Below are 21243 nucleotides of genomic sequence, written 5' to 3'. Positions count from 1 at the left end.
GGCGAGCGGATTTTTCTGAAATACATTACTTAATTTATTATTTCTCCTTTATTGTTCGCTAGTTTTTCACGGAATTTCTGAAGGTTCTCAGGCGTTGGTCCAATCCATTCTGTTACTTCGCCAACTATTTTTAATGGTTCTTGGCTACGATATGAACGGGTAGGATTGCCTGGGAATTTTTTGTCCGTAACATTTGGGTCATTTTCAAAATTTCCAGTTGGTTCAACGATATATACACGTTCACGTTCATCACCCTTCGCTAATGCAGCAGCAAGCCCTGCTCCATTCACCATCGCGGTAAAATAAATATGATTCATTTTGAGGTCTGATTGGTAGTTTGAATTGCCGCCTGCTGTCAATAAATCGCCAACCTGCAAATCCGCTTTCGTGCCATGATAAAAAGGACCTTTGTCAGACGGGTTGTCCTTAAATAAGGTAGCCAAGTTAGCATGCTTCCTTGACTTTTCTATGTCGCCTAACGTTTCGTAGCATTTGGCAATGTTTAAATAAAGAGCAGGGAAAGCACTCTTAACAGAATCATCATTTATTTTTAAAGCATACTCCAAAGCTGTTTCGAGCCATTTTAATTGGTCTGATACTGTTTTCTGATGCCGGGCTACATAATGCGCGGCAAGAAATTTCTCAAAGGCACTTGTCGCCTCGTCCCAACCTTGCAGAAAGAGTTTACCTGCTTCTTCAGATTCGCCTTTTTCTTCCATATCCATACCTTGAAGGCAGTATTTAACAACATTGTTGAATGGTGAAAATTCCATATTGCGGTTTATTATCAATTTCGTCTTTTAGAAACCAGTAAATTCTTGGCAATTTCTTCCGTTAGCAATTTCCTGTAACTCACCCCAGCAATAATCGTTGAGCCGTCAATTAGCTTAACTTGATTACCATCTACCCCTTTAATATGTTTAGGGTTAACAACGGATGATTTGTGTATTCTGACAAATCCATACGGGGCCAAGTAGTCTTCGGCTTCGGTCAACGTGAGATAAGTAATATGTTTCCCCGAAGTAGTGTGGATCATGATGTAGTTCGCCATAGATTCGATGCGAATAATTTCATCTATTACAATCCGCGTAAGCTTTCCTTTGGTGTCATTTTTTATAAAAAAGAAATGTTCCTTTTTTGGCGACTGTTGTTGCGCATTATGCCAGTGTTTATGGTAACGGCTAACTGCTTTTAAGAAGCGTTCATAGCTAAAGGGCTTTGCAATGTAATCAATAGCATCTCTGTCAAAAGCCTCTAAACCATACTGTGTATGTGCAGTGGTAAAGATAATATGGGTGGATTTACCAATTAAGTTGGCGAGTTCTAAACCCGATATTTCAGGCATATTGATGTCCAGAAACGTGATATCTACCTGTATACTGCTATTTTGAAATTTCTGCAGTGCCTCCAAGGGGTTTAAAGAACTGCCCACAAGGTTCAAATCTGGAGTTTTGGTGATGAATTTGCTTAACAGACTAATCGAAGCCTCTTCATCATCAATTATATAACAACTTGTCATACGCATATTCAATCTTCAGTTCAACCGAATACCCCTCGGCATTGTCATTAATAGATAAGCTAAACTGTTTCTTATTATAAAAATTCTGTAGCCTTTCCTTGGCATTGGCAATTCCCATTGAGTTGCCATCAATTGCTTTATGTGGGCGTTTCTTGTTCCAAGTGGTAAAGAGTAGTTCACCCTTCTTAGCAGAAACATAGATAATTCCCGGTGTTTGTTCGTTCGTTAAATCGCCGTGCTTATACATGTTCTCCGCAAAGGTAATAAATAAAAGCGGGAGCGTTTTTAATAGGTCTTCGTCTTCGCTATCAAGGTCTGTTTCCAGTTTAACATGCAGCCTATTATTGGTTCTTATGTTATTAATCCTGATTAGGTTCCGTATATTTTCTAATTCCACTTGTAAAGGCACTTCATAATCATCATCCGTTTTTTGCAACGCATAATGCATCATTTCCGAAAGCAGTAAGATTGTTTCGCCAGCCTTTTCAGAAACACTCTCTACCGAGTCGTAGATGAAGTTCATGGTATTAAATATAAAATGCGGCTCAATTTGTGAACGAAGTTTTGCATTTTGTGATCTCACCAGTTTCATTTCTAGATCCGTTTGTAAACGTTCATCAACAATACGTTGTTTTTCTAATTTCAAGAGGCGGTCGCGGCTTTGTAGCGCATTCATAAAAAGCCAATATACCGTAGCGAAACTAACAAAGTAAATACCTCTATACGTGTATTGTATAAGAAGCGTTTTAACAGGAGTTAGTTTATACGTATCTGCCACAAAGAGCTTGATGTGTTCAAAGCTCATTTCAATTAGATAGAAAACAAAAATCTCCAAAGGTATGAGCAGAATAAGCCAATAGCGGTTTTTAATCGGCATTATCACATAAGCGTGGATGTAAAACAGCATGATGCAGAGGCTGTAAGAAAGAAACAGACCAAGAGGTGTTCTCGGAGCCTCTAAAGCCATCAAAAAAGTAATTTCATAAGCAATTAGAACAAACCAACCCAAAAGATGCCAGGGTAGCATTTTCTTATTTTGTAAATCTATCGTAAGGGCCATCTCGTCTATCTAATATTTGTGTTGATGTACTAAATTTCCAAAAAAATAACTGGCGTAGCAAATTAACCAAAAAAAAATATGAAACGTCAGGTATTCAACATTACAGTTTCTTCAAAGAACTTATTAAAGTTCAGAAAAGCAAGCACACTAAAAACAGTATCCGAGGCAGATACTTCTCAAACAGTTACAATGACCGGTCTGCTAAAAACAAGGTAAGACACACAGCTATTGGGTCTAAATCTTTAGGCCCAATAAGTTAAATACTATTTCTTTATTGCGATGCCATCGCATTAATCAACCCACATATGCCCCTCTTTAAATGGAGAAAACGATATACGTATATCGAAATAGCAGAAGAAAGCCGGCTGTACGGACGTTTTGCGATCGTTGAAAAACATGTCAGAACCATTAAGGCACGAAGAGAAGTAGCTGCTTATTTAGAAGCATATAGAAGTTTTCTTACCTCTGTAAAAATGCACGAAGACCTTTATAAAGCACTTGGTTGGGTGTATACCAAACCCATTGGTTTCAAGCTGCTCAATCAAGCAGGTCACGATATTGCTGCTACTATTGATTTTCCTGAGAAAGCTTTGCAGGAGGAGGTCATTGCTATCAAGATCAAGGAAGGTAAATCGCTTATCCGTAAGATAGAATAAAAAAAGCAATTGGTGTATCCCATCTTTCTATTCATCTATCTAATAAGCCTATTCATGTAATAAATTTTGGGATATTTTTTTTTGTGCCGAAATTACTTCAAATATTAACACATGGGATGATTACAACCTAAACCTATTTTTAAATTTCTGTGAAGAAAAGGTTGTTTTTCGTGGCACCGTGCTAGGTAACGCTTGCTAAAAGATTGCGCATTCATTGCGTGAGTTAGGTAAGCGTTACCTTTTATAAAACTATTTAAATTGAGACTGTAGTATGTATCGTACCTATTACTTAAATGGAAATCAACAGACAAATGGCAACTATGAGGTTCATCATGGAGATTGCTACTGGATCAAAAATTCAACAAATCTTAAAAAGTTAGGTGGATACTATACTTGTGAACCGGCAGTTTTAGAAGCTAAAAGACAATACCCCGGAGCTAGAATCAATGGCTGTGCATACTGCTGCCCTCATTGCCATACAAGTTAATATTGAATATAAACAGATCTATTGAAAACAACTTTTTCATTATAAAAATAGGGTGGTTTGATCTATTCCGTAGCTATAAGAGATATCATCATTTATCAGAGCGATGACGGTATTACCCGTAATTCATGCGATTTACGATTTAATTAAAAGATTAGTACTAAAAACTGATATTGTGCGTGTTTTTGATCTCGTCCATCACGAAGGTACTGTGCGCGCTGCCAATGCTTTCTACCGAACCTAATTTATTGAACACAAAATCCTGGTAGTGCTTCATGTCCCGGGCAAACACTTTCAGAAAGAAATCGTAATCACCGGAGATATTATAACATTCCACTACCTCGTCGATCTTTAGGATATCCTGTACGAAACTACGTCCGATATTTCGGTCATGCTGTTTCAGCTTGATATTGCAAAAAACGATAAAACCTTGGTTGAACTTTTGCGGGTCTAATAATGCAATATACTTTTTAATATACCCACTTGTTTCTAGGCGTTTCACGCGTTGCACCACCGGCGAAGGCGTCAAATTTACTTTCGCTGCGAGTTCCTTGATGGTATGACTTGAATCATTGCCTAATATTTTTAATAGTTTCAGATCGATCTCATCCAATTGTTCCATAGCATAAATCACTGTTGTAGCATACAAAAATATAAGTAAACAGCATAAAAATTCAATAAAAAATCAATTAAAAGTAATTTTAGCTAAAATTACATCCTTAGTTTAGCTTTAATTGCTGTTTTTGTAACTTTGACCAGAGTTTAAAACTATTGGTTCTTTGTTTGTTTCAGCAATCAGAAAAGGTTTTACTTAACGGTGAATTAATAGGGAATCGTGTGCAAATCACGAGCTGTCGCGCAACTGTAAGTAACACAAAGGCTTTACCAATCATGGTCACTGCGCAAGCGGGAAGGCTGGTAAAAGCCGTTACAAGTCAGGATACCTGCCTTTACTGAATTGACGATGCTTCCGCGTAAAGAGGTCATTGGTCAGATTGTACAGTTTAAAGGTGCCGGCCCTCATGGCTTGGTTGCGCCTGTTCGTATATAAAAACGCCTCTATAACCCTTCTTCGCCTGTCGTGTCAGGAATAACCAAGAACTTTTTATAATGATCATTAATATTTAAAAGTTAAAAACATGCTCACGCAAAATCTTTGGGTAAACCCGGATTGCGGTCTAAAAACCCGTAACTGGCCGGAAGCTAAAGCCGCTTTGATCAACATGGTGGCTGCTGCTAAAGAAGCACGGGAGAAGATCAGCTAAGCAAGTACCGAGGAAATAATTGCAACAATTAATAAAAGCGATCATAACAGAAGATCCGATAACAAACAAAAAGAAATACATGGAAAATATCCAGCATGCCATCAAGAATGATTTTGTGTTCACACTAAAGAGTATTTATTTCAATGAGAACTATATACCGTCCAATAGTACGCGCACCACTACTAACTTTGCTAACTTGGCAAGAGGAACAAGTCGTCAGGAAAACTTGCGCAACACCATTAATATGATCAACAATCGTTTTAACACCCTGGCAAACTGGGATAATCCAACGAACGATCGCTATTCGGTTGAATTAGAGATTGTTTCTGTTGATATAGATATCGATGGTAGTGGTACAACATTCCCCTCGATTGAGATCTTAAAAACGCATATTATTGATCATAAAACTGGCGAACGCCTGGAAGGTATTGTTGGAAATAACTTTTCTTCTTACGTACGTGATTATGATTTTAGCGTCTTGCTTTTAGAGCATAACAAGGGTAAAGATAAATTTAGCATTCCTGATAACTTTGGTGAGTTACACGGCAATATATTTAAGCATTTTGTAAATTCAGAAACTTACAAAAAACGCTTTATTAAACCACCTGTTATTTGTTTGAGTGTAGCAGAGAATAAAACATATCATCGTACAGGAAACCATCACCCGATAGTAGGTTTTGAATACCAACCCAGCGAATCTTCTTTAACAGAACAATACTTCAAAAAAATGGGCTTGCAGGTTCGCTATTTTATGCCACCTAATAGCGTTGCGCCTTTGGCCTTTTATTTCTTTGGCGACTTACTGGCTGATTATACAAACCTGGAATTGATCAGTACCATTAGTACAATGGAAACGTTCCAAAAGATCTATAGACCTGAAATTTATAACGCCAATTCTGTTGCAGGAGTATGCTATAAGCCTAGTTTGAAAAATCAGGACCATTCTTTAACAAAAATTGTATACAACCGGGAAGAGCGCAGCCAGTTAGCGATCGAGCAAGGCAAATTTGCAGACGAGCATTTCATTAAGCCTTACAAAAGTGTTTTAGAACAGTGGTCTGTCAACTTCTCTCTTTAATTACACAACACCTTAAATTTATTTTATTATGAAAAAATTATTGCCCACCTCAATTGTGGGAAGTTTGCCCAAACCTGCCTGGCTTGCACCACCTGAAAAATTATGGTCACCCTGGAAGTTAGACGGCGATCAGTTATTGGAAGGGAAACAAGATGCTTTGCGTATTTCTTTGCAAGAACAGCAATTGGCAGGGGTGGATATCATTAGTGATGGTGAGCAAACCCGCCAACATTTCGTAACCACTTTTATTGAGCATTTAAGTGGTGTAGATTTTGAAAATCGTAAGATCGTAAAGATCCGTGACCGTTACGATGCGAGTGTTCCTATCGTTGTAGGTGAGGTTACACGTCAAAAAGCAGTTTTCGTTGAAGACGCTAAATTTTTACGTGAACAGACAGATAAACCTATAAAATGGGCATTGCCAGGTCCGATGACGATGGTTGATACCTTGTACGATGCCCATTACAAAAGCAGAGAAAAACTGGCGTGGGAATTTGCGAAAGTACTCAATGAGGAAGCAAGAGAATTGCAAGATGCAGGGGTTGATATTATCCAATTTGATGAACCTGCATTTAATGTTTTTTTTGATGAAGTAAACGATTGGGGAATGGCAGCATTAGAAAGAGCCATTGAAGGGTTACACTGCGAAACTGCAGTACATGTTTGCTACGGTTATGGAATAAAAGCTAATAATGATTGGAAAAAGACATTGGGATCAGCCTGGCGTCAATACGAAGAAATTTTTCCTAAAATTCAAACTTCTACTATTGATATCGTGTCGTTAGAATGCCACAACTCAAATGTGCCTTTAAATTTAATTGAACTGGTTCGTGGGAAGAAAGTAATGGTTGGTGCAATTGATGTGGCATCTAACACGATAGAAACACCCGAAGAGGTAGCTGATACCCTGCGTAAAACGCTTGAATTTGTTGATATCAAAGATCTTTACCCTAGTACGAATTGCGGTATGGCTCCTTTATCCCGAAACGTAGCGAGAGGTAAGTTAAGTGCTTTAAGCGCTGGAGCAGAGATCATACGGAAAGAATTTGCGATCTAGTCCCCATATATAGGACGCCTCTCTGGATTGTAGTTTCAAGAAAAACTCCCTAATCAGGCAATTGGCTTCCAAAATTATAAATTGGCATATTGTAAGATCATATTGAAGAAGTTATTAGAAGTATTAAGTAAAGCAGGTTTCGATAGTTTCCTGTTACTGATAGGCACCATGATTCTGCTAGCCTATTTTTTGCCGCAGCCAGGCATGGTCAAAGAACCTGTTTCGCTAGAAGAGATTGCTAATGCAGGTGTGTCGTTGATTTTCCTGTTTTATGGAATGCGACTGAGTGTTGAGAAACTAAAAGCAGGGCTTGCCAACTGGAAAATGCACCTAGTTGTGCAGTTGACAACCTTTTTGTTTTTTCCGCTCATCGTTTTGGCATCTCGCCCTTTGTTCACTGGCACTGACTTTGAGTTGCTTTGGTTGGGTGTGTTTTTTCTGTCAGCTTTACCGTCCACCGTTTCCTCTTCCGTGGTCATGGTTTCCATCGCCAAGGGCAACATTCCTGCAGCCATTTTCAATGCCAGCATTTCCAGTTTGATCGGCGTAGTGGTTACGCCGCTCTGGGTTGGGCTGTTCATCGCTTCTGCAACAGGCGATTTTGATATCACGCATATCGTCATCAAGTTGATTCTTCAAGTCTTGCTACCTGTCATTATCGGCATCAGCCTCCACTCCCGTTTTGGCGCCATTGCCGAAAAGTATAAAAAACAACTCAAACATTTCGATCAGGCAGTTATCCTCACCATCATTTACACGTCGTTTTGTAAGTCATTCTCCGAACATCTTTTTGAAGGATTCACCACCCTTGAACTTGCCGTACTCGCCGCAGGGATGATGGCCTTGTTTTTTGTTGTATTCTTTTGCGTTGGACTACTCAGCCGCTTGTTTGGCTTTTCAGACGAAGATCGTATTACGGTCTTATTTTGTGGATCTAAGAAGTCATTGGTACACGGCACGGTCATGTCAAAAGTGCTTTTTCAGCACAGTACCATTACGGGCATCGTATTGTTGCCACTCATGCTTTACCATGCCTTGCAATTGATCGCCGCCAGCATCATCGCCCAGGGTATGGCTAGACGACAAGAGAAAAACATTAACGAATAATTATTTACGGATGAAACTTTTAGAAAAAACACAATTAGGCGGTGTCAGCCTAAAAAACAGCATGGCCATGGCAGCGATGACCAGAGGTCGTACAGACGTAAATGGCTTAGTGGGTGATATGACAATAGCGTATTATTCCCAAAGGGCTGGCGCAGGTTTGCTTTTTAGCGAAGCCATCAGGATCAGTGAAGAGGCTACCGGCAGTCCGCTCACTCCGGGTATTTTCACGGGTCAACAAATAGAAGCATGGAAGAAGGTTACAACGGCGGTACACAATAAAGGCGGTATTATTATAGCCCAGCTTTGGCATACCGGCCGCATGGGGCATTCTGTAGACAGGAGCGGCAAGCTCCCTTTTGGGCCATCACCCTTGCCTATCCGCGGGATGCAGCATTTTACCTCTCAGGGCAGGAAGGATTACGAGATACCTCAGGAAATGACGATTCCCGAAATCAAGCAGACTATAAAGGACTATGGCCAGGCCGCAAAAAATGCCATAGCGGCAGGGTTTGACGGGGTTGCCCTTCACGCTGCCAATGGATATCTGCCCAACCAGTTCTTAGCTGAAAGTGCCAACCAAAGGACGGATGATTATGGCGGCAGCATTCCTAACAAGGTCCGCTTTGTAGTGGAGGTGATGCAGGAATTGATCCGTGTGGTGGGTAGTGAAAAGGTGGGTATTAAAATATCTCCTTTCCATTTCTATGGTGATATGGTACTGGACGACCCTATCGCTACCTATACCCACCTGATCGAAAAATTGAATGAAATGGCCTTTGCCTATGTGGAAATCATGAGGCGCAGCCCCAATTTCACTTCGCCTGAACATGGTGCCGCTCACGACGAGATTGAATTGTTTGGCAGGAAGATCCGCCAGACAGTTATTGCTAATGCAGGGTATGACAAGGCTTCTGCCGAAGCAGAACTTGAAAAAGGCATTGCAAAGCTTATTTCTTTTGGCAAGCTATACATCGCAAACCCCGACCTGCATGAACGGTTTGAGAAAAATGCCACGCTTAGTGAGCTGGATAGAGCAACAATGTATGGGGGCGGAAAACATGGTTACATTGATTATCCGCTTTGGAACGAATAAAATTCTACACAAAAAAAGGATTGATCACATCAAAAAAATTATCTTTTGATAGCCCTTCTCTCCAATCCGTGCCAATATAAAAATAATCTTCCAAAAGTTTCTCGTTTGATTTTTTCTGGCTAGGCTTGGGGCTTATTGCTTTTACTAATGTTGAAGCTATTGTTTGATGGAATCAAGTTCCATATCTGATCATGCGAAACAAAGCTGTAGGGTATAAAGCGCTCCATATGATACTGTCCTATATTTTGAATTAGCCGGACATACAAATTTCCGGAAAACGAGATAGCGTTCGCTTGTTGTCGCGAAATGTTATTCGCGACAAATTTATGTCGCGAAAATTTGTTTTGCGACAGAAAACAACTATCATTGTCGTAAAACTGTCGCGAATACTTTATGAGTGAAACGGAACAACTAAACATAATCGTACAATCATTAGACGAAAATGGGCTATCCATCGATCAGTTAATGGCCAGGCTCCCCTTTCAAATTGAAAGGCGGACATTGCAACGACGATTAAAAAAGTTAGCGGACGATCATCGGGTAATGATCACTGGAGGCTCGAGATCAACCAAGTACTTTCCCACGATTACCGAGTTACAAATACACGATGAAGACCGTTCCTCAAAACCACAAGATGATATTCCGTTATCTATTGAAGGAAAAGATGTTTTAGCCCTAGTTACACGATCTGAGACAAAAAGAAAGCCAGTTGGGTATCAAACGGAATTTTTAGCCAACTACCGTCCTAATTTGGATAGTTACCTGACAAACGCAGAAAAAGAACATCTGGCACTGATCGGAAAAACACAGGGAGATGCACAAGCAGCGGGAACTTATGCAAAGCATATACTTGGTAGACTATTAATTGATCTATCGTGGAATTCCAGTCGCTTAGAGGGCAATACCTATTCGCTGCTGGATACCGAGATATTGATCCATGGTGGCAGACCTGCCGAGAATAAGTCTGCTAAAGAAACCCAAATGATATTGAATCACAAGGATGCGATTGAGTTTTTAGTTGAGGGAGCAGATGATGTGAGTTTCAATCGCTATACCATTTTAAATCTTCATGCCCTGCTTTCCAATAACCTGCTGTCCAACCCCGCAGCTTCAGGTAGATTAAGGGAGTTTGGTGTTGGTATAACAAATTCGGTATTCACCCCTTTGGCAATACCCCAACTCATTTCTGAATTTTTTGATTTAATTTTAGAAAAGGCAAGGCAGATTAAAAATCCGTTTGAACAGTCATTATTTGTCTTAATACATTTGCCTTACCTTCAGCCGTTTGATGACGTAAATAAGCGGGTTTCGCGTTTAGCTGCAAACATCCCATTAAACAGCAACAACCTTGCTCCACTATCCTTTGTCGATGTACCGGAAGAATATTATGTCAAAGGAATGCTCGGCATCTATGAATTGAATAGAATTGAATTATTCAAAGATGTTTTCATGTGGGCGTATGAGCGATCCGCAATGCGCTATGCTGCCATTAAACAGTCGCTGGGAGAACCTGACCCATTTCGCTTAAAATATCGAGAAGAGATGAGAGTTATTATTTCCAACATTGTTCGTAATGGAATAGGAAAAGAAGGGACAGTGCTTTTTGTAAAAAAGGAGGCGGAAAAAATCCCAGAAAATGATCGCAACAAATTTATCGAGGCAATTGAAACGGAGATTTTAGCTTTGCATGAAGGTAATTTTGCGCGTTATCGGATATCGCCTTCAGAATTTAAATATTGGAAAAGTAATTGGAATTGATACTTAATCACTCTTGTGTCCCGGCCTTGACTTTAGTTTAATCCAGTTTAACTCCTTTGCATTTTTGACATCTTCCCGGCCATCGAGAATTTCCTTGACGAAATCCGGATCGTATGGACTTTTTCTGTTCAAAGGAGGTATTGCAATTTTTAATGCAATCTTTAAATTGCTTTTTGCTAACGATTTACAATAGGGGCGATATGGGGCAGTGGTAACAGAGGATGTTGCTCTAATTTCCGAAATAGCATATAGGGTTATTTGTTAACGGCTTAATGCCCGTTCTGGATCTCGTCTAATAAAGCCAATAGAATTTATAAGTAGCCGATGTATTGTTAAAACAGGCGGCCAGCTGATGAATGGGTAGATTATTGCTGGTAGGAAACTGCTGCATCATTTAAACAAAAATAAGTTTTAACTTCCGCAAAGCAAAGATTCGTAGTCGTACCGAAATCACCAAACAAAAGAAATGGATAACTTCTTCCAATCGTTAACACGCTATAACCTTACACATTCAGAAAAGAACCCCGTATAGACGGCCTTAATTTTTTTGGATATATCCCTTCAATCTGTGCCTATTAGTTCAAGGTCTGCCATCTTAATAATTCTTTATTTCCAGTTCTACTCATCTATCCGTACATGTATTTTGCATTTTGCAAATCGCGAAATGCAAAATAAAATTCGCGATGAATTAGACTTATTCTAGTGCCTAGCCTATATATCGTCACTGGCTCAAAAGGAGCTGGAAAATCTGGTGTTGGGCTTGAATATCTACCTAGAGTAAAATGACGTATTCGTTTTTTAGTCGAGTTAGCTCATCCTAATAGCTTATCAAATAAATTAACTAAATTTGATCTATAGCATGACAACTAAAAGCAAAATACAGCAATCATACGTTTCAAAAATTAACATATAGCCATCGCACCATGAAGAATCTGTCCTTTATACTGGCTTGCAGTTTATTGTTCATTGGGCTATCGGCAGGCAAAGCAGCCCAACTAGCTGTTTCACCACCTGATAGTTCCGCCGTCGTAGATGATATTCAATTCAATGCTATAGATTATCAATTAGACGCCACCACGAACACCGCAAAGGCCACGCTCACCTTGCTAAACAAAAAAGAAGTGCCTCGAGAACTCAGGCTGAATGTATTTGGTACGCAGGTTGTAGACAGCAAGCGCAATAGCTATTATATTTCAACAATTTCCATGGGCAGGGTGCTGGTACGTTTTGAGGACAAGCAAAACTACCTGAACTACCTGCTCCAACCAGAGCAAGAAGTGAGGTTAACCATCACCGCTACTGGCATTTCCGCCGACTCCAACGGCGTGCAATTGGTGAAAATCGTGTTTGAAGACAGCAGGGAAGAAGGCCGTTTTATAGAGGCATTCGTAGGTGACGCACCAGAGAAGAAAGCAAGTTCGCTATAGTATCGTTCAATAATCAACCTTTGTTTTAGGCAAAAAATAAAACAAAATGGGAACCATTGAAGAATTAAAAACAGTTGGTAATTCTGTTGTAAGAAAATTAAGAAGGCAAAAACTTGAGCAAGGAAAGCCTTTTTTGATATGGTCTAACAAATTGCCTAAAGACCAGAGTTATCTGGAATACCCAGATCATTCTATTAAGGTTGTAATGGTTTCACCTAACTTAAAATCTTTCACTATCGTTCGCGAATTGACAAAAGTGCAAGAAGAAGCAATTCGCAATGAATTAAACCTATTTTAGTGCCTAACCTATATATCATAGCAGGTTCAAACGGAAGCTTGGTGTATTTCAACCATTCAAAGGGATTGAACTCATGTTTTTTTGCAGATGCTCATCTTTTCTTACACCGAAGGCTCCATCTCAAATCAGTTCTAAGGGACGATAAGCAGATAAATCCTCACCGTAAGGCCGCGCTGTATTCCACCAGCTAACGGTTCTACTCTTCTTTTCCCCGTCGTGGTATGCACCACCTGCTTGCTCACTCAAGAATGAAAACAAAAAAAGGTTGTGCACGGGGAAAGCAATTTCTTCACTCTTGATAAAAGGGGTTTCATTTAATTGCTTGCTGATGTACATAACCAATTGTTTTGGATCGGTAGAAAAAATCGGCATACCCTGAAAATGCAACTGTTTCGCCCTGTCATCAGCGAAAACCTCCACCAATTGATCGGCTTTATATTCCAGCGATATTCCAGAGTCCATGAACACCGTCGAAATATCATCCCGACTATCTCCGACAACCTGCATTGCTTCAAGCACATTATTTAAATCGTCTTGACTGAAGAATTCGCTGAACTGATTAAAGGTATCATACAGTTCCTGTTGCTGCTGCTCCAAATTTTCGTTTCTTTCGGCCGTGATCGAACCGAGTTCACCGTGATATGCCTGCATCGTCGATTTATTGGTCAAAAACCGTATCGGCCCCAAGCCTTTAAGCGGCAATAGCTCCCAAAACGGCGAATGTGGATTAAGGTTACTCATATCACGAAATTAAGTATTATTCGGAGCAAAACCATGGGCATAATGGATTCCTCATCGCTTTCCTGTCCTTTTGCGTATCCGCCCTATGAACTATATGCTTCAGCAAAAGACCGTTTGTTTTAGTATTTTTATCCTGTGCAAACTAAATCTAGTTTCAACTAAAATAAATAAAGCAGGTATCAGAATACCATAAATGGAAAATAAGGCTCTACTCTTATTTAGGGATATTGGAATTATAGCTTTTCTCATATTATTTCCACATTTTGTTCCATTACCCTTTTATTCGTACAGCGTTGTATGTCTGCTCTTAATCTGGTTCCTTCTGCGCAAGGAAGCTAAAATATTCCGTGATCTAGGGCTTTCGAAAAATGGCTTAACTATCAAAGCGGTTTTGATTGGGATAGTTTCAGCTTTAATATGGGTCGGCTTTATGCAACTTATTTATATTCCCACGATAAAGTACTTTTTTGTTGTTCCCGATTATACAGAATATAATTTCATTAAAGAGAGCCCTTCAAAACTGATAATAATTATTATAGCTGCGTGGCTTATAGGAGGTTTTTATGAGGAAATTACTTTTCGTGGCTACATTCAATCTTTGCTGGATAAACGACTTACAAAGAGTTCAATGTTATGGAGTGTGATCATTACAAGTATACTGTTTGGACTGTATCACTGGCAACAGGATGTTTTCGGTATGGTTGCGGCTGTTTTTGGAGGTTTATTCTGGGCTATACTTTTTAAGAAATTCGATAATAACCTTTGGATACCTATTCTATCACACGCAACTTTCGACACAATCACCTTGATTCTTATTTATACAGACAAGTTTGGAAACCTTTACTGATAAAGTAAAGTAATACCTTCAAAGAGTTATTTATACCTCGAATAGATATGCCACCATATACTCAATTTTCAAATATTCAAACAAGAGGAGCAATTTATCATAATTGTATCCAAAGTCATATTTAGGGTAACCTTCTGGTCTTTCCATAAGTTCTATATGCTTTGAGCAGTTCAAGTGCAGATTTGCACTCCTGCTGCTTTTGTGCTAAGCGTTTTTCATTAATAGCATAACCCTGAACCAGATAATCTGCTGCAGTTATCGCAAAATTTGCGACAACTGAACCTTTATCCAATTCTCCTCCATTGAAAACGTTATTTATGTGTTTGCCAATGGTTTTGACATCGCGACCAAATAATTCGGCTAATTAATTTCGATTAAGCCACACAGTATCCATAATAGGTTTTTACGTAGTGAAAAATGGTATAACCGATCCTATTAGATTTCGAAGCATGATTTTTCAGACAATTTTTTACAAAAAAACTAATTTTTTTAGTATATCAAGCTGTGCTTTGCTATATTTGTAAATAACCTAAATATCAAAGTATGACTAAAAACAACCTAGAAAAACCTACCGTTGGTCGCTTTATCGATCCCGGGAGCGATTTTGGATTCAAATTTTTGTTCGGAAAGCCTGCCCATCAAGACATATTGATCCCTTTTTTAAATGAATTGATCGGGAGTGGTAAACGAATCAAAAACCTTGTATATGGCCCTACAGAATATTTGGGCGAAACAGCTGATCAGAAGAAAGTGATTTTCGACTTACGATGTACAGGTGATAACGGAGAAGAAATCATTGTGGAAATGCAACGCATGAACCACGATAATTTCAAGGAACGGGTTATGTTCAGCACTTCAAGGCTTATAAGCAGCCAATATCCCAAAGGGGTCGAATACTGGAACTTTGAACTACCGGCAGTGATTTTCATAGGTATATTGGAGTTCAGGATGGATGATATGGAACGGGAACGGTATTTGAAGAGTATCTCTCTGATAGACAAAGATTCGGGGAGAATTTTTTACAGTAAATTGAGCTATATATTCTTGGAACTCCCTAACTTTGCAAAAAAAGACGAGGAAATCAAAACGGATAAGGATAGGTGGTTCTGGTTATTGAATAACCTGAGTAAAGCGGATAAGATTCCAACGTTCATGAACAAACGGATATTTCAGCGTATTTTTAAAATAGCAGAATTGTCCAATTTAACAAAGGAGGAAAGAATGGCATACGAAGCAAGTTTGCAAGACAAGTGGTTGTGGAACAGCGCGATGTCGCTTGCTGAGAAAAAAGCAGCTGAACAAGAGCGCTCAAAGGCAGATCAAGAGAAATTGGTCTCTGCACAATCTTTAAAAAAAGCGGGTGTAGCTAACCACATCATTGCTGAAAGTTTAAAACTGCCCCTAACGGTAGTAGAGAAGCTGTAGTCTTTTACAGCTGATATAACTATATTTTAAGCCATTTCTTTTTAAAGAGATGGCTTTTGTTGTAGATTTTCTCTCGTCTTCAATTACCTGCGTTTCACTTTAATAGCTTGCTGGGCTGTTGCTGTATTGTTAAAAGCACTTAAAAGGAGTATAAAGAATAATCTAATTACAATATTTCGTGCCTGAACTTCCATTTTTATGGCGGTTAATTGCAATGACAATATCATTTATTTCTGCCGGAGACAGTTATTGTCATATAAATTTTAAATCATATTCTTACCATAAGATAGCACTTGCCAGCCATCTTTCTCTTTTTTCAGTTTAAAATCTGCCAGTACGCCAGAGAATATATTTAAGATCATGCACCTAGCTGTGTCACCCTCAATTTTCAAATATTCAAACAAGAGAAGCAATTTATCATAATTGTATCCAAAGTCATATTTAGGGTAACCTTCTGGTCTTTCCATAAGTTCTATATGCTTTGAGCAGTTCAAGCGCAGATTTGTTCCTGCTGCTTTTGTGCTAAGCGTTTTTCATTAATAGCATAACACTGAACCAGATAATCTCTCAATCGCTGGATGGCCCATTGGTTCCTTACCCTATTTAAAATTTTGTTAACAGATCGAAGAAATAGGTGAGTGATAAAGTTTTTATTATCTTCCATGCATTCATTACACAGCCTACAGTACCAAACGCCATCAAAACGAGCCACCAGGCCTATTTTATGAGGGCCTATTTTGCCATTATAATTTAAGGACGGGAAAATAAAGTGGAGACAGTTAGGTGTTTTCCCTACATCTGCTTTGGTAACATTGTTGACCGAACAGTTAGCACTAAAAGTTTAACTTTGTAGGGTATTAATCCATTAAAAAGAATTGATGATTACCATAAACCCCAAATATGCTTTTCCTGTTGAGGATGTACTGTTTACGTTCGCACTGGCATCTGAAGCAGCCGATGTATTTACGGATTACAAGCACCTGATATGCGGAATTGGCAAAGTAAATGCAGCCTATAATCTGATGAAAGCCATACAGCAGGAAAAACCGAAATTGATTGTCAATTTAGGTTCTGCCGGAAGCAACCATTACAAAAAAGGCGACATAGTCTGCTGCTCCAAATTCATACAACGGGATATGGATGTAAGAGGATTGGGCTACGACCAATACGAAACCCCCTTGTCGGGATTGCCTCCAATCCTTGAATACGGTTTGCAGATGGACGGACTACCCGAAGCCGTTTGCGGAACGGGAGATAATTTTGAAATGGCACATTCCACTACTATTTACAATGTGGTGGATATGGAAGCCTACGCGTTGGCTCTTGTGGCAATGAAAGAAAATATCCCTTTCCTCAGCCTCAAATACATATCGGACGGAGCAGACGGCAATGCAGCAGAAGACTGGACAGTACAGGTACACAAAGCCGCACTGGCATTCGGCGAAATACTAAAGCTGGGCAAACAGGATATTCCGGTAACATATAATGAGCATTCAGGTTACTACGATTAATCGCATATGATTAGGGATTTCAAAGAGTTTTCGGGCAAGCATCCCCGAAGTTACCTACGTGATAACCATTCCTCATTCTTTGAGTAAAAGAGAATACTTATTGCTACATGATGTATTTCGTGCTTAATCAAGATACCCCTTTGGATATGTTTTTTGACCATATTGCCTGTCTATCCGTGCCATAAGTTCCCGGCGATCTTCTGTAAGTTCAGGTATGGGTGCAAATTCACCCATACCTACTGGAGCACCAACTAGTTCGAATACCTTTTCCAAGCCGGCGGGCATTACGGTACAAAGTAGTTTGGCCACCGACTTGGATGTGTTGGTAAAGCAATGAATGGCTCCCCCAAGTGGGATGGTTATAAAGCCTCCGGCACCGACAGTGGATTTTCCCTGCTCCGTCTGAAATTCAACTTCTCCTTCCAATACATAAAAGGTTTCGTGTGTATCAGGGTGCGAATGGGGCGGTGGCCCGCCTCCGGGTGGGACAATCATTTCAATGACTGCATATTTATTGTCGGTTTTATCTCCCGATGCAATGATCCTGTAGTTACCGCCCGCTACTCCTAAGGTTTGTCCGTCATCATTTTTGATAATCTCGATACCTAGCTCCATGAAGTGATAATTTAAATGTCCCTATTAACGTCAATTAGAACGCTTACGCCTCGCTTCTCCGCAAGAGATTTAACCTCCTGCTGTGCTGAAGCATTTTCTTCGCGTTTTTCTACTGTAGCGCCTCTTTTTTTCTTCACTTAATTTACAAGAAACAGAAGTAAAGGGTGAATGTTTGGCGCGGCGGTTATAAAGTTGTTCCCGTCTTGATGTGGTCTTCATATTAATATGTGACATCTTATTTGGCAATGCTCGAGGCCTCTTCAATAAGCCGGCTGACTTCTTCCGGGCGCGAAGTGTAGATGGCAAGATATTGAGAGAATAAAGAAAGTGAAGGTTTTATTTTTAATTCAAACGAGAGGAATTAAATAAGGAACTAGTGATCAAAATGATTTACTTGTTCCTTGTTTAAATCTAAACGCGATACAATTACAGATCTGTTTTCAAGACGGCACCTTTGCTAGCATTTGTAACCAATGCCCTATATTGACCAAGCCACCTTGATTGCAAAGATTTTTTAATTGGCACAAATGCTGCTTTCCGTTTAGCAATTTCGTCATCATCCAAATTGACAGATAATATGTATTTATCTACGTCTATATGGATTTCGTCACCGTTCTTAAGTAAGCCAATCATACCGCCTTCTGCCGCCTCTGGCGAAACATGACCGATCGATGCACCTCTTGTTGCGCCACTGAACCTTCCATCAGTAATCAGCGCCACAGAACTACCTAACCCCATGCCCATAATTAAACTTGTAGGCGTTAACATCTCCTGCATGCCTGGTCCGCCCCTAGGGCCTTCATATCTAATTACCACTACATCTCCTGCCTTCACTTCTTTCATCAGAATTCCTGCGACAGCTTCATCCTGACCATCATAACACATAGCTTTACCGGTAAATACCCTTGCACCCGTAAGGCCAGCTGTTTTAATTACAGCACCTTCCTCAGCCAGGTTGCCATAGAGAATTGCTAATCCGCCAACCTGGCTATATGGATTATCTACAGTACGGATAATACTTTTATCCTTGATTTGCGCATCTGCAATCTTTTCCATCAGGGTTTCTCCGCTGATCGTTAAGTTATTTACAAGAACGCTATTCCCTCTTTTTGTCATTTCCTTCATCACCGCATTTACACCACCGGCGCTGTTAATATCTTCCATATGGACTGTAGACAGGCTTGGGGAGATCTTAGCAATATGTGACACGTTTTTAGAGATCTCATTGATGTCTTTGAGTTGAAAATCAACACCTGCTTCATTAGCAATAGCTAGCATATGTAAGACAGTATTGGAGCTTCCACCCATTGCCATATCAACAGCAAATGCATTTTTTACGGCATTCTCATTGAGTATGTTTCTTAACTTGAATTTTTCACCTGTGGCCTCATCTTTTGCTATTTCACAAATCCGTTTGGCAGCTCTTCTGTAAAGCGCTTCACGATCTGGCGTTTGGGCCAGTATCGTACCGTTACCGGGTAGCGCAATTCCCATTGCTTCCATTAAGGTGTTCATAGAGTTTGCCGTAAACATACCCGAACAGCTACCTCCACTTGGGCAGGCATTACATTCAATATCCAGCAGTTCTTCATCACTGATAGTACCCGCTTCATGTTTACCAACAGCTTCAAATGCAGAGGCCAGGTCGATTGGTGTTCCATCTTTTTTATAACCTTTTGCCATTGGTCCGCCACTTACAAAAATTGTTGGTACATTCACTCTCAGCGCGCCCATGATCATCCCCGGAACTATTTTATCACAGTTTGGTATGGCTATCATTGCATCCAATTTGTGTGCATTCATCACGGTTTCTATTGAGCTTGCAATCAGTTCTCTGCTTGGTAGTGAAAACAGCATCCCATCATGTCCCATAGCAATGCCATCATCTACACCAATGGTATTAAATTCAAATGGAACACATCCATTTGCCCTGATCTCATCTTTAATGATCTCAGCTACTTTATTCAGAAAAAAATGTCCTGGAATGATCTCTATAAATGAGTTTGCCACACCGATAAATGGCTTCGCAAAATCGTCGTCTTTTAATCCTGTAGCCCTGAACAATGATCTATGTGGTGTTCTTTGGTGCCCTTTTTTTACTTCGTCGCTTCTCATATTGGGTTTTAGCTTTTTCTAATAATGCATGGTGGCCGCTACATCTGCGATTTTAGTCTGCTCAGCGTTTCGGGAGATATATTCAGATAGGCTGCTAAATTGGCATTTGACAAGCGTTGAATAAGTTCAGGGTTGTTTTTAAGCAAATCCCGGTAACGTTCAGTAGCGGTTTGGGTGAGCAGGCCGCTCAACCTGGAATTGATCACCGTTAATCCATACTCCAGAATGTAGATATAGATTTTATCCCATGAGGGGACCGTCACCCTTAAATTAAAGAAGTCATGATGAGAAATAACTAGTAATTCTGATTGTTCTACTGCCTCTATGTATTCTGAAGAAGGCTCCCGGGAAATGAAACTTACAATTGACGTTAAGAAGGTATGCTCAAATGCCATGAACCGCGTGGCTGTATGATGATCCTCGCTGCTGTAGTATAATCTAAGACATCCTTTATTGATAAAAAATAGCCTGTTGGCTATAGCTCCTCTTTCCAGTAGATTATCATGCTTCTCTACCGTTAATGGTTTAAAGCAGGAAACAACAGCTATTAATTGCTCCTCATCCAGGTCGGTTATTTTCTGTATTAAATCTGCTAGCACCGTTGTCATTTTTTCAATTCCATAACTGAAATTCAAAGTTGCAGTAAAAACTTCTAAAAAAGATTGACGAAGGTCAAAATCGACCTTCGTTAACCAACAAAATTTCCAAATATTCTCTTGTGACGAAGTACATTAAATAGAGTTCGCTATCTTGTATTGCTCCAGTTGCGGTGGCAGTCGAACAAATGGGTTCCACCTATGGCCATCCGTCCAATTCGGCACCAAATAATAAATTCTTGCGATGCAGAGAATCTTTGTTGAATTTTTCATTTAAATGTCGTACCTAGGAGGGACTGTTGGTGTTGGACAATGCCATTACCGATTAATCCCGTTGTTACGCCGGCAATAGCCTGTTCTTTGGTTTTCTTAGTAGATATTGTGTGCAGATCAATGCTTCTAGCTAGATCAAAACAAATGTTGATATCTGCATCAATAAGTGTAGTCAATTCAATAACCGGCACGCTAAGTTAATTTTAGTTAAAGATAGCAATTTTTATATAGAAAGGCTTTTTCGAGTGTTGTATAGACGGTTTATAATGAAGCAAAAGCGCATCGGCCCGAATGTTAGGCTTAGTGACTTGGAAAGGA

At 39.7% G+C, this 21243-nt stretch carries 24 protein-coding genes, 1 pseudogene and 1 riboswitch; of the genes and pseudogenes, 12 read left to right on the top strand and 13 right to left on the bottom strand.

What is annotated here, in order from left to right:
* Positions 1–29 precede the first annotated feature (29 nt).
* The 3 genes from arr to BMY50_RS22845 form a co-directional block, all read right to left on the bottom strand.
* Positions 30–443, bottom strand: a complete 414-nt coding sequence (gene arr / locus BMY50_RS28775) for an NAD(+)--rifampin ADP-ribosyltransferase (protein WP_377533823.1) — start codon at positions 441–443, stop codon at positions 30–32.
* Positions 444–787: 344 nt separating this feature from the next.
* Positions 788–1519, bottom strand: coding sequence for a LytR/AlgR family response regulator transcription factor (locus tag BMY50_RS22850; RefSeq protein ID WP_162276658.1), 732 nt, complete (start codon positions 1517–1519; stop codon positions 788–790).
* Positions 1497–2579, bottom strand: coding sequence for a sensor histidine kinase (locus BMY50_RS22845; protein WP_093329576.1), 1083 nt, complete (start codon positions 2577–2579; stop codon positions 1497–1499). The genes BMY50_RS22850 and BMY50_RS22845 overlap by 23 nt, the downstream gene beginning before the upstream one ends.
* Before the next feature lie 305 nt (positions 2580–2884).
* Between BMY50_RS22845 and BMY50_RS22840 the strand changes: the two genes are divergently transcribed.
* Positions 2885–3235, top strand: a complete 351-nt coding sequence (locus BMY50_RS22840) for a hypothetical protein (RefSeq protein ID WP_093329574.1) — start codon at positions 2885–2887, stop codon at positions 3233–3235.
* A 644-nt stretch (positions 3236–3879) separates the two neighbouring features.
* Here BMY50_RS22840 and BMY50_RS22830 read toward each other — a convergent pair.
* Complete coding sequence (locus tag BMY50_RS22830) at positions 3880–4341, bottom strand: Lrp/AsnC family transcriptional regulator (RefSeq protein ID WP_093329570.1); 462 nt, start codon at positions 4339–4341, stop codon at positions 3880–3882.
* Positions 4342–4504: 163 nt separating this feature from the next.
* Positions 4505–4685: riboswitch (cobalamin riboswitch) on the top strand.
* 179 nt (positions 4686–4864) lie between these two features.
* Between BMY50_RS22830 and BMY50_RS22825 the strand changes: the two are divergent.
* The 5 genes and pseudogenes from BMY50_RS22825 to BMY50_RS22805 form a co-directional block, all read left to right on the top strand.
* Positions 4865–4984: pseudogene (locus BMY50_RS22825) on the top strand (hypothetical protein); the annotation flags it as partial.
* A gap of 79 nt (positions 4985–5063) precedes the next feature.
* A complete protein-coding gene (locus BMY50_RS22820) occupies positions 5064–6062 on the top strand; it encodes a DUF1852 domain-containing protein (RefSeq protein WP_202907923.1) in 999 nt (332 codons plus the stop codon).
* A 28-nt stretch (positions 6063–6090) separates the two neighbouring features.
* On the top strand, positions 6091–7119 hold the full coding sequence (locus BMY50_RS22815) for a methionine synthase (RefSeq protein WP_093329565.1): 1029 nt from the start codon (positions 6091–6093) through the stop codon (positions 7117–7119).
* Between the two features lie 102 nt (positions 7120–7221).
* Positions 7222–8226, top strand: a complete 1005-nt coding sequence (locus BMY50_RS22810; RefSeq protein WP_093329562.1) for a bile acid:sodium symporter family protein — start codon at positions 7222–7224, stop codon at positions 8224–8226.
* Positions 8227–8236: 10 nt separating this feature from the next.
* Positions 8237–9319: an alkene reductase gene (locus BMY50_RS22805; protein WP_093329560.1), complete on the top strand. Its 1083-nt coding sequence runs from the start codon at positions 8237–8239 to the stop codon at positions 9317–9319.
* A gap of 119 nt (positions 9320–9438) precedes the next feature.
* Here the strand turns inward: BMY50_RS22805 and BMY50_RS28770 are convergent, their stop codons facing one another.
* On the bottom strand, positions 9439–9738 hold the full coding sequence (locus BMY50_RS28770; RefSeq protein ID WP_394332935.1) for an HNH endonuclease domain-containing protein: 300 nt from the start codon (positions 9736–9738) through the stop codon (positions 9439–9441).
* Between BMY50_RS28770 and BMY50_RS22795 the strand changes: the two genes are divergently transcribed.
* The gene (locus tag BMY50_RS22795; RefSeq protein ID WP_093329554.1) at positions 9713–11077 is read left to right on the top strand and encodes a Fic family protein; all 1365 of its coding nucleotides are present in this window, start codon (positions 9713–9715) and stop codon (positions 11075–11077) included. The two genes, BMY50_RS28770 and BMY50_RS22795, sit on opposite strands and share 26 nt — an antisense overlap.
* A gap of 3 nt (positions 11078–11080) precedes the next feature.
* Here BMY50_RS22795 and BMY50_RS28765 read toward each other — a convergent pair whose 3' ends face one another.
* Positions 11081–11311 (bottom strand): DUF2683 family protein, encoded by a 231-nt coding sequence (locus BMY50_RS28765; RefSeq protein ID WP_394332936.1) that lies wholly within the window; start codon positions 11309–11311, stop codon positions 11081–11083.
* A 689-nt stretch (positions 11312–12000) separates the two neighbouring features.
* Between BMY50_RS28765 and BMY50_RS22790 the strand changes: the two genes are divergently transcribed.
* Positions 12001–12504 carry a hypothetical protein gene (locus BMY50_RS22790; protein ID WP_093329551.1) on the top strand — a complete coding sequence of 168 codons (504 nt, stop codon included), beginning with the start codon at positions 12001–12003 and terminating at the stop codon, positions 12502–12504.
* A 46-nt stretch (positions 12505–12550) separates the two neighbouring features.
* Positions 12551–12802, top strand: a complete 252-nt coding sequence (locus BMY50_RS22785; RefSeq protein ID WP_093329548.1) for a hypothetical protein — start codon at positions 12551–12553, stop codon at positions 12800–12802.
* A 120-nt stretch (positions 12803–12922) separates the two neighbouring features.
* Here the strand turns inward: BMY50_RS22785 and BMY50_RS22780 are convergent, their stop codons facing one another.
* Positions 12923–13543, bottom strand: coding sequence for a hypothetical protein (locus tag BMY50_RS22780; RefSeq protein WP_093329545.1), 621 nt, complete (start codon positions 13541–13543; stop codon positions 12923–12925).
* Between the two features lie 193 nt (positions 13544–13736).
* On the opposite strand from BMY50_RS22780, the gene BMY50_RS22775 reads away from it, so the two are divergent.
* Both BMY50_RS22775 and BMY50_RS22765 read left to right on the top strand, forming a co-directional pair.
* A complete protein-coding gene (locus BMY50_RS22775) occupies positions 13737–14390 on the top strand; it encodes a CPBP family intramembrane glutamic endopeptidase (RefSeq protein WP_093329542.1) in 654 nt (217 codons plus the stop codon).
* A 543-nt stretch (positions 14391–14933) separates the two neighbouring features.
* Positions 14934–15815, top strand: coding sequence for an Rpn family recombination-promoting nuclease/putative transposase (locus tag BMY50_RS22765; RefSeq protein ID WP_093329540.1), 882 nt, complete (start codon positions 14934–14936; stop codon positions 15813–15815).
* 263 nt (positions 15816–16078) lie between these two features.
* Here BMY50_RS22765 and BMY50_RS22760 read toward each other — a convergent pair whose 3' ends face one another.
* The gene (locus BMY50_RS22760) at positions 16079–16282 is read right to left on the bottom strand and encodes a hypothetical protein (RefSeq protein ID WP_093329537.1); all 204 of its coding nucleotides are present in this window, start codon (positions 16280–16282) and stop codon (positions 16079–16081) included.
* Between the two features lie 411 nt (positions 16283–16693).
* Here BMY50_RS22760 and BMY50_RS22755 point away from each other — a divergent pair, with 411 nt between their 5' ends.
* Positions 16694–17326 carry a 5'-methylthioadenosine/S-adenosylhomocysteine nucleosidase family protein gene (locus tag BMY50_RS22755; protein WP_093329535.1) on the top strand — a complete coding sequence of 211 codons (633 nt, stop codon included), beginning with the start codon at positions 16694–16696 and terminating at the stop codon, positions 17324–17326.
* A gap of 123 nt (positions 17327–17449) precedes the next feature.
* On the opposite strand, the gene BMY50_RS22750 is transcribed toward BMY50_RS22755, so the two are convergent.
* The 5 genes from BMY50_RS22750 to BMY50_RS22735 all read right to left on the bottom strand — a co-directional run bounded on the left by BMY50_RS22750 (position 17450) and on the right by BMY50_RS22735 (position 21116).
* Positions 17450–17941 carry a cupin domain-containing protein gene (locus BMY50_RS22750; protein WP_093329532.1) on the bottom strand — a complete coding sequence of 164 codons (492 nt, stop codon included), beginning with the start codon at positions 17939–17941 and terminating at the stop codon, positions 17450–17452.
* Positions 17942–17952: 11 nt separating this feature from the next.
* Entirely contained in the window at positions 17953–18078 is a 126-nt protein-coding gene (locus BMY50_RS28635; protein WP_262496946.1) for a hypothetical protein, read from the bottom strand.
* Between the two features lie 289 nt (positions 18079–18367).
* Positions 18368–20056 carry a dihydroxy-acid dehydratase gene (ilvD, locus tag BMY50_RS22745; RefSeq protein WP_093329529.1) on the bottom strand — a complete coding sequence of 563 codons (1689 nt, stop codon included), beginning with the start codon at positions 20054–20056 and terminating at the stop codon, positions 18368–18370.
* Between the two features lie 38 nt (positions 20057–20094).
* Positions 20095–20664: a Crp/Fnr family transcriptional regulator gene (locus BMY50_RS22740; RefSeq protein ID WP_093329526.1), complete on the bottom strand. Its 570-nt coding sequence runs from the start codon at positions 20662–20664 to the stop codon at positions 20095–20097.
* Between the two features lie 257 nt (positions 20665–20921).
* Positions 20922–21116: an SRPBCC family protein gene (locus BMY50_RS22735; protein WP_202907921.1), complete on the bottom strand. Its 195-nt coding sequence runs from the start codon at positions 21114–21116 to the stop codon at positions 20922–20924.
* Positions 21117–21243: the final 127 nt, after the last annotated feature.

It is taken from the genome of Olivibacter domesticus, assembly GCF_900109575.1.
Lineage (GTDB): Bacteria > Bacteroidota > Bacteroidia > Sphingobacteriales > Sphingobacteriaceae > Olivibacter > Olivibacter domesticus.
The sequence above is the reverse complement of the archived record's forward strand: the minus strand, read 5'-3'. Positions and strand labels throughout refer to the sequence as shown.

Excerpts from the sequence above, each read along its gene's own strand:
- BMY50_RS22830 (WP_093329570.1), bottom strand. The coding sequence starts at position 4,341 with ATGGAACAATTGGATGAGATCGATCTGAAACTATTAAAAATATTAGGC.
- BMY50_RS22765 (WP_093329540.1), top strand. The coding sequence starts at position 14,934 with ATGACTAAAAACAACCTAGAAAAACCTACCGTTGGTCGCTTTATCGAT.
- ilvD (WP_093329529.1), bottom strand. The coding sequence starts at position 20,056 with ATGAGAAGCGACGAAGTAAAAAAAGGGCACCAAAGAACACCACATAGA.
- BMY50_RS22815 (WP_093329565.1), top strand. The coding sequence starts at position 6,091 with ATGAAAAAATTATTGCCCACCTCAATTGTGGGAAGTTTGCCCAAACCT.
- BMY50_RS22775 (WP_093329542.1), top strand. The coding sequence starts at position 13,737 with ATGGAAAATAAGGCTCTACTCTTATTTAGGGATATTGGAATTATAGCT.
- BMY50_RS22805 (WP_093329560.1), top strand. The coding sequence starts at position 8,237 with ATGAAACTTTTAGAAAAAACACAATTAGGCGGTGTCAGCCTAAAAAAC.
- BMY50_RS22840 (WP_093329574.1), top strand. The coding sequence starts at position 2,885 with ATGCCCCTCTTTAAATGGAGAAAACGATATACGTATATCGAAATAGCA.
- BMY50_RS22785 (WP_093329548.1), top strand. The coding sequence starts at position 12,551 with ATGGGAACCATTGAAGAATTAAAAACAGTTGGTAATTCTGTTGTAAGA.
- BMY50_RS22790 (WP_093329551.1), top strand. The coding sequence starts at position 12,001 with ATGAAGAATCTGTCCTTTATACTGGCTTGCAGTTTATTGTTCATTGGG.
- BMY50_RS22850 (WP_162276658.1), bottom strand. The coding sequence starts at position 1,519 with ATGACAAGTTGTTATATAATTGATGATGAAGAGGCTTCGATTAGTCTG.
- BMY50_RS22795 (WP_093329554.1), top strand. The coding sequence starts at position 9,713 with ATGAGTGAAACGGAACAACTAAACATAATCGTACAATCATTAGACGAA.
- BMY50_RS22755 (WP_093329535.1), top strand. The coding sequence starts at position 16,694 with ATGATTACCATAAACCCCAAATATGCTTTTCCTGTTGAGGATGTACTG.
- BMY50_RS22820 (WP_202907923.1), top strand. The coding sequence starts at position 5,064 with ATGGAAAATATCCAGCATGCCATCAAGAATGATTTTGTGTTCACACTA.
- BMY50_RS22845 (WP_093329576.1), bottom strand. The coding sequence starts at position 2,579 with ATGGCCCTTACGATAGATTTACAAAATAAGAAAATGCTACCCTGGCAT.
- BMY50_RS22760 (WP_093329537.1), bottom strand. The coding sequence starts at position 16,282 with ATGGAAAGACCAGAAGGTTACCCTAAATATGACTTTGGATACAATTAT.
- BMY50_RS22740 (WP_093329526.1), bottom strand. The coding sequence starts at position 20,664 with ATGACAACGGTGCTAGCAGATTTAATACAGAAAATAACCGACCTGGAT.
- BMY50_RS22780 (WP_093329545.1), bottom strand. The coding sequence starts at position 13,543 with ATGAGTAACCTTAATCCACATTCGCCGTTTTGGGAGCTATTGCCGCTT.
- BMY50_RS22750 (WP_093329532.1), bottom strand. The coding sequence starts at position 17,941 with ATGGAGCTAGGTATCGAGATTATCAAAAATGATGACGGACAAACCTTA.
- BMY50_RS28770 (WP_394332935.1), bottom strand. The coding sequence starts at position 9,738 with ATGTTTAGTTGTTCCGTTTCACTCATAAAGTATTCGCGACAGTTTTAC.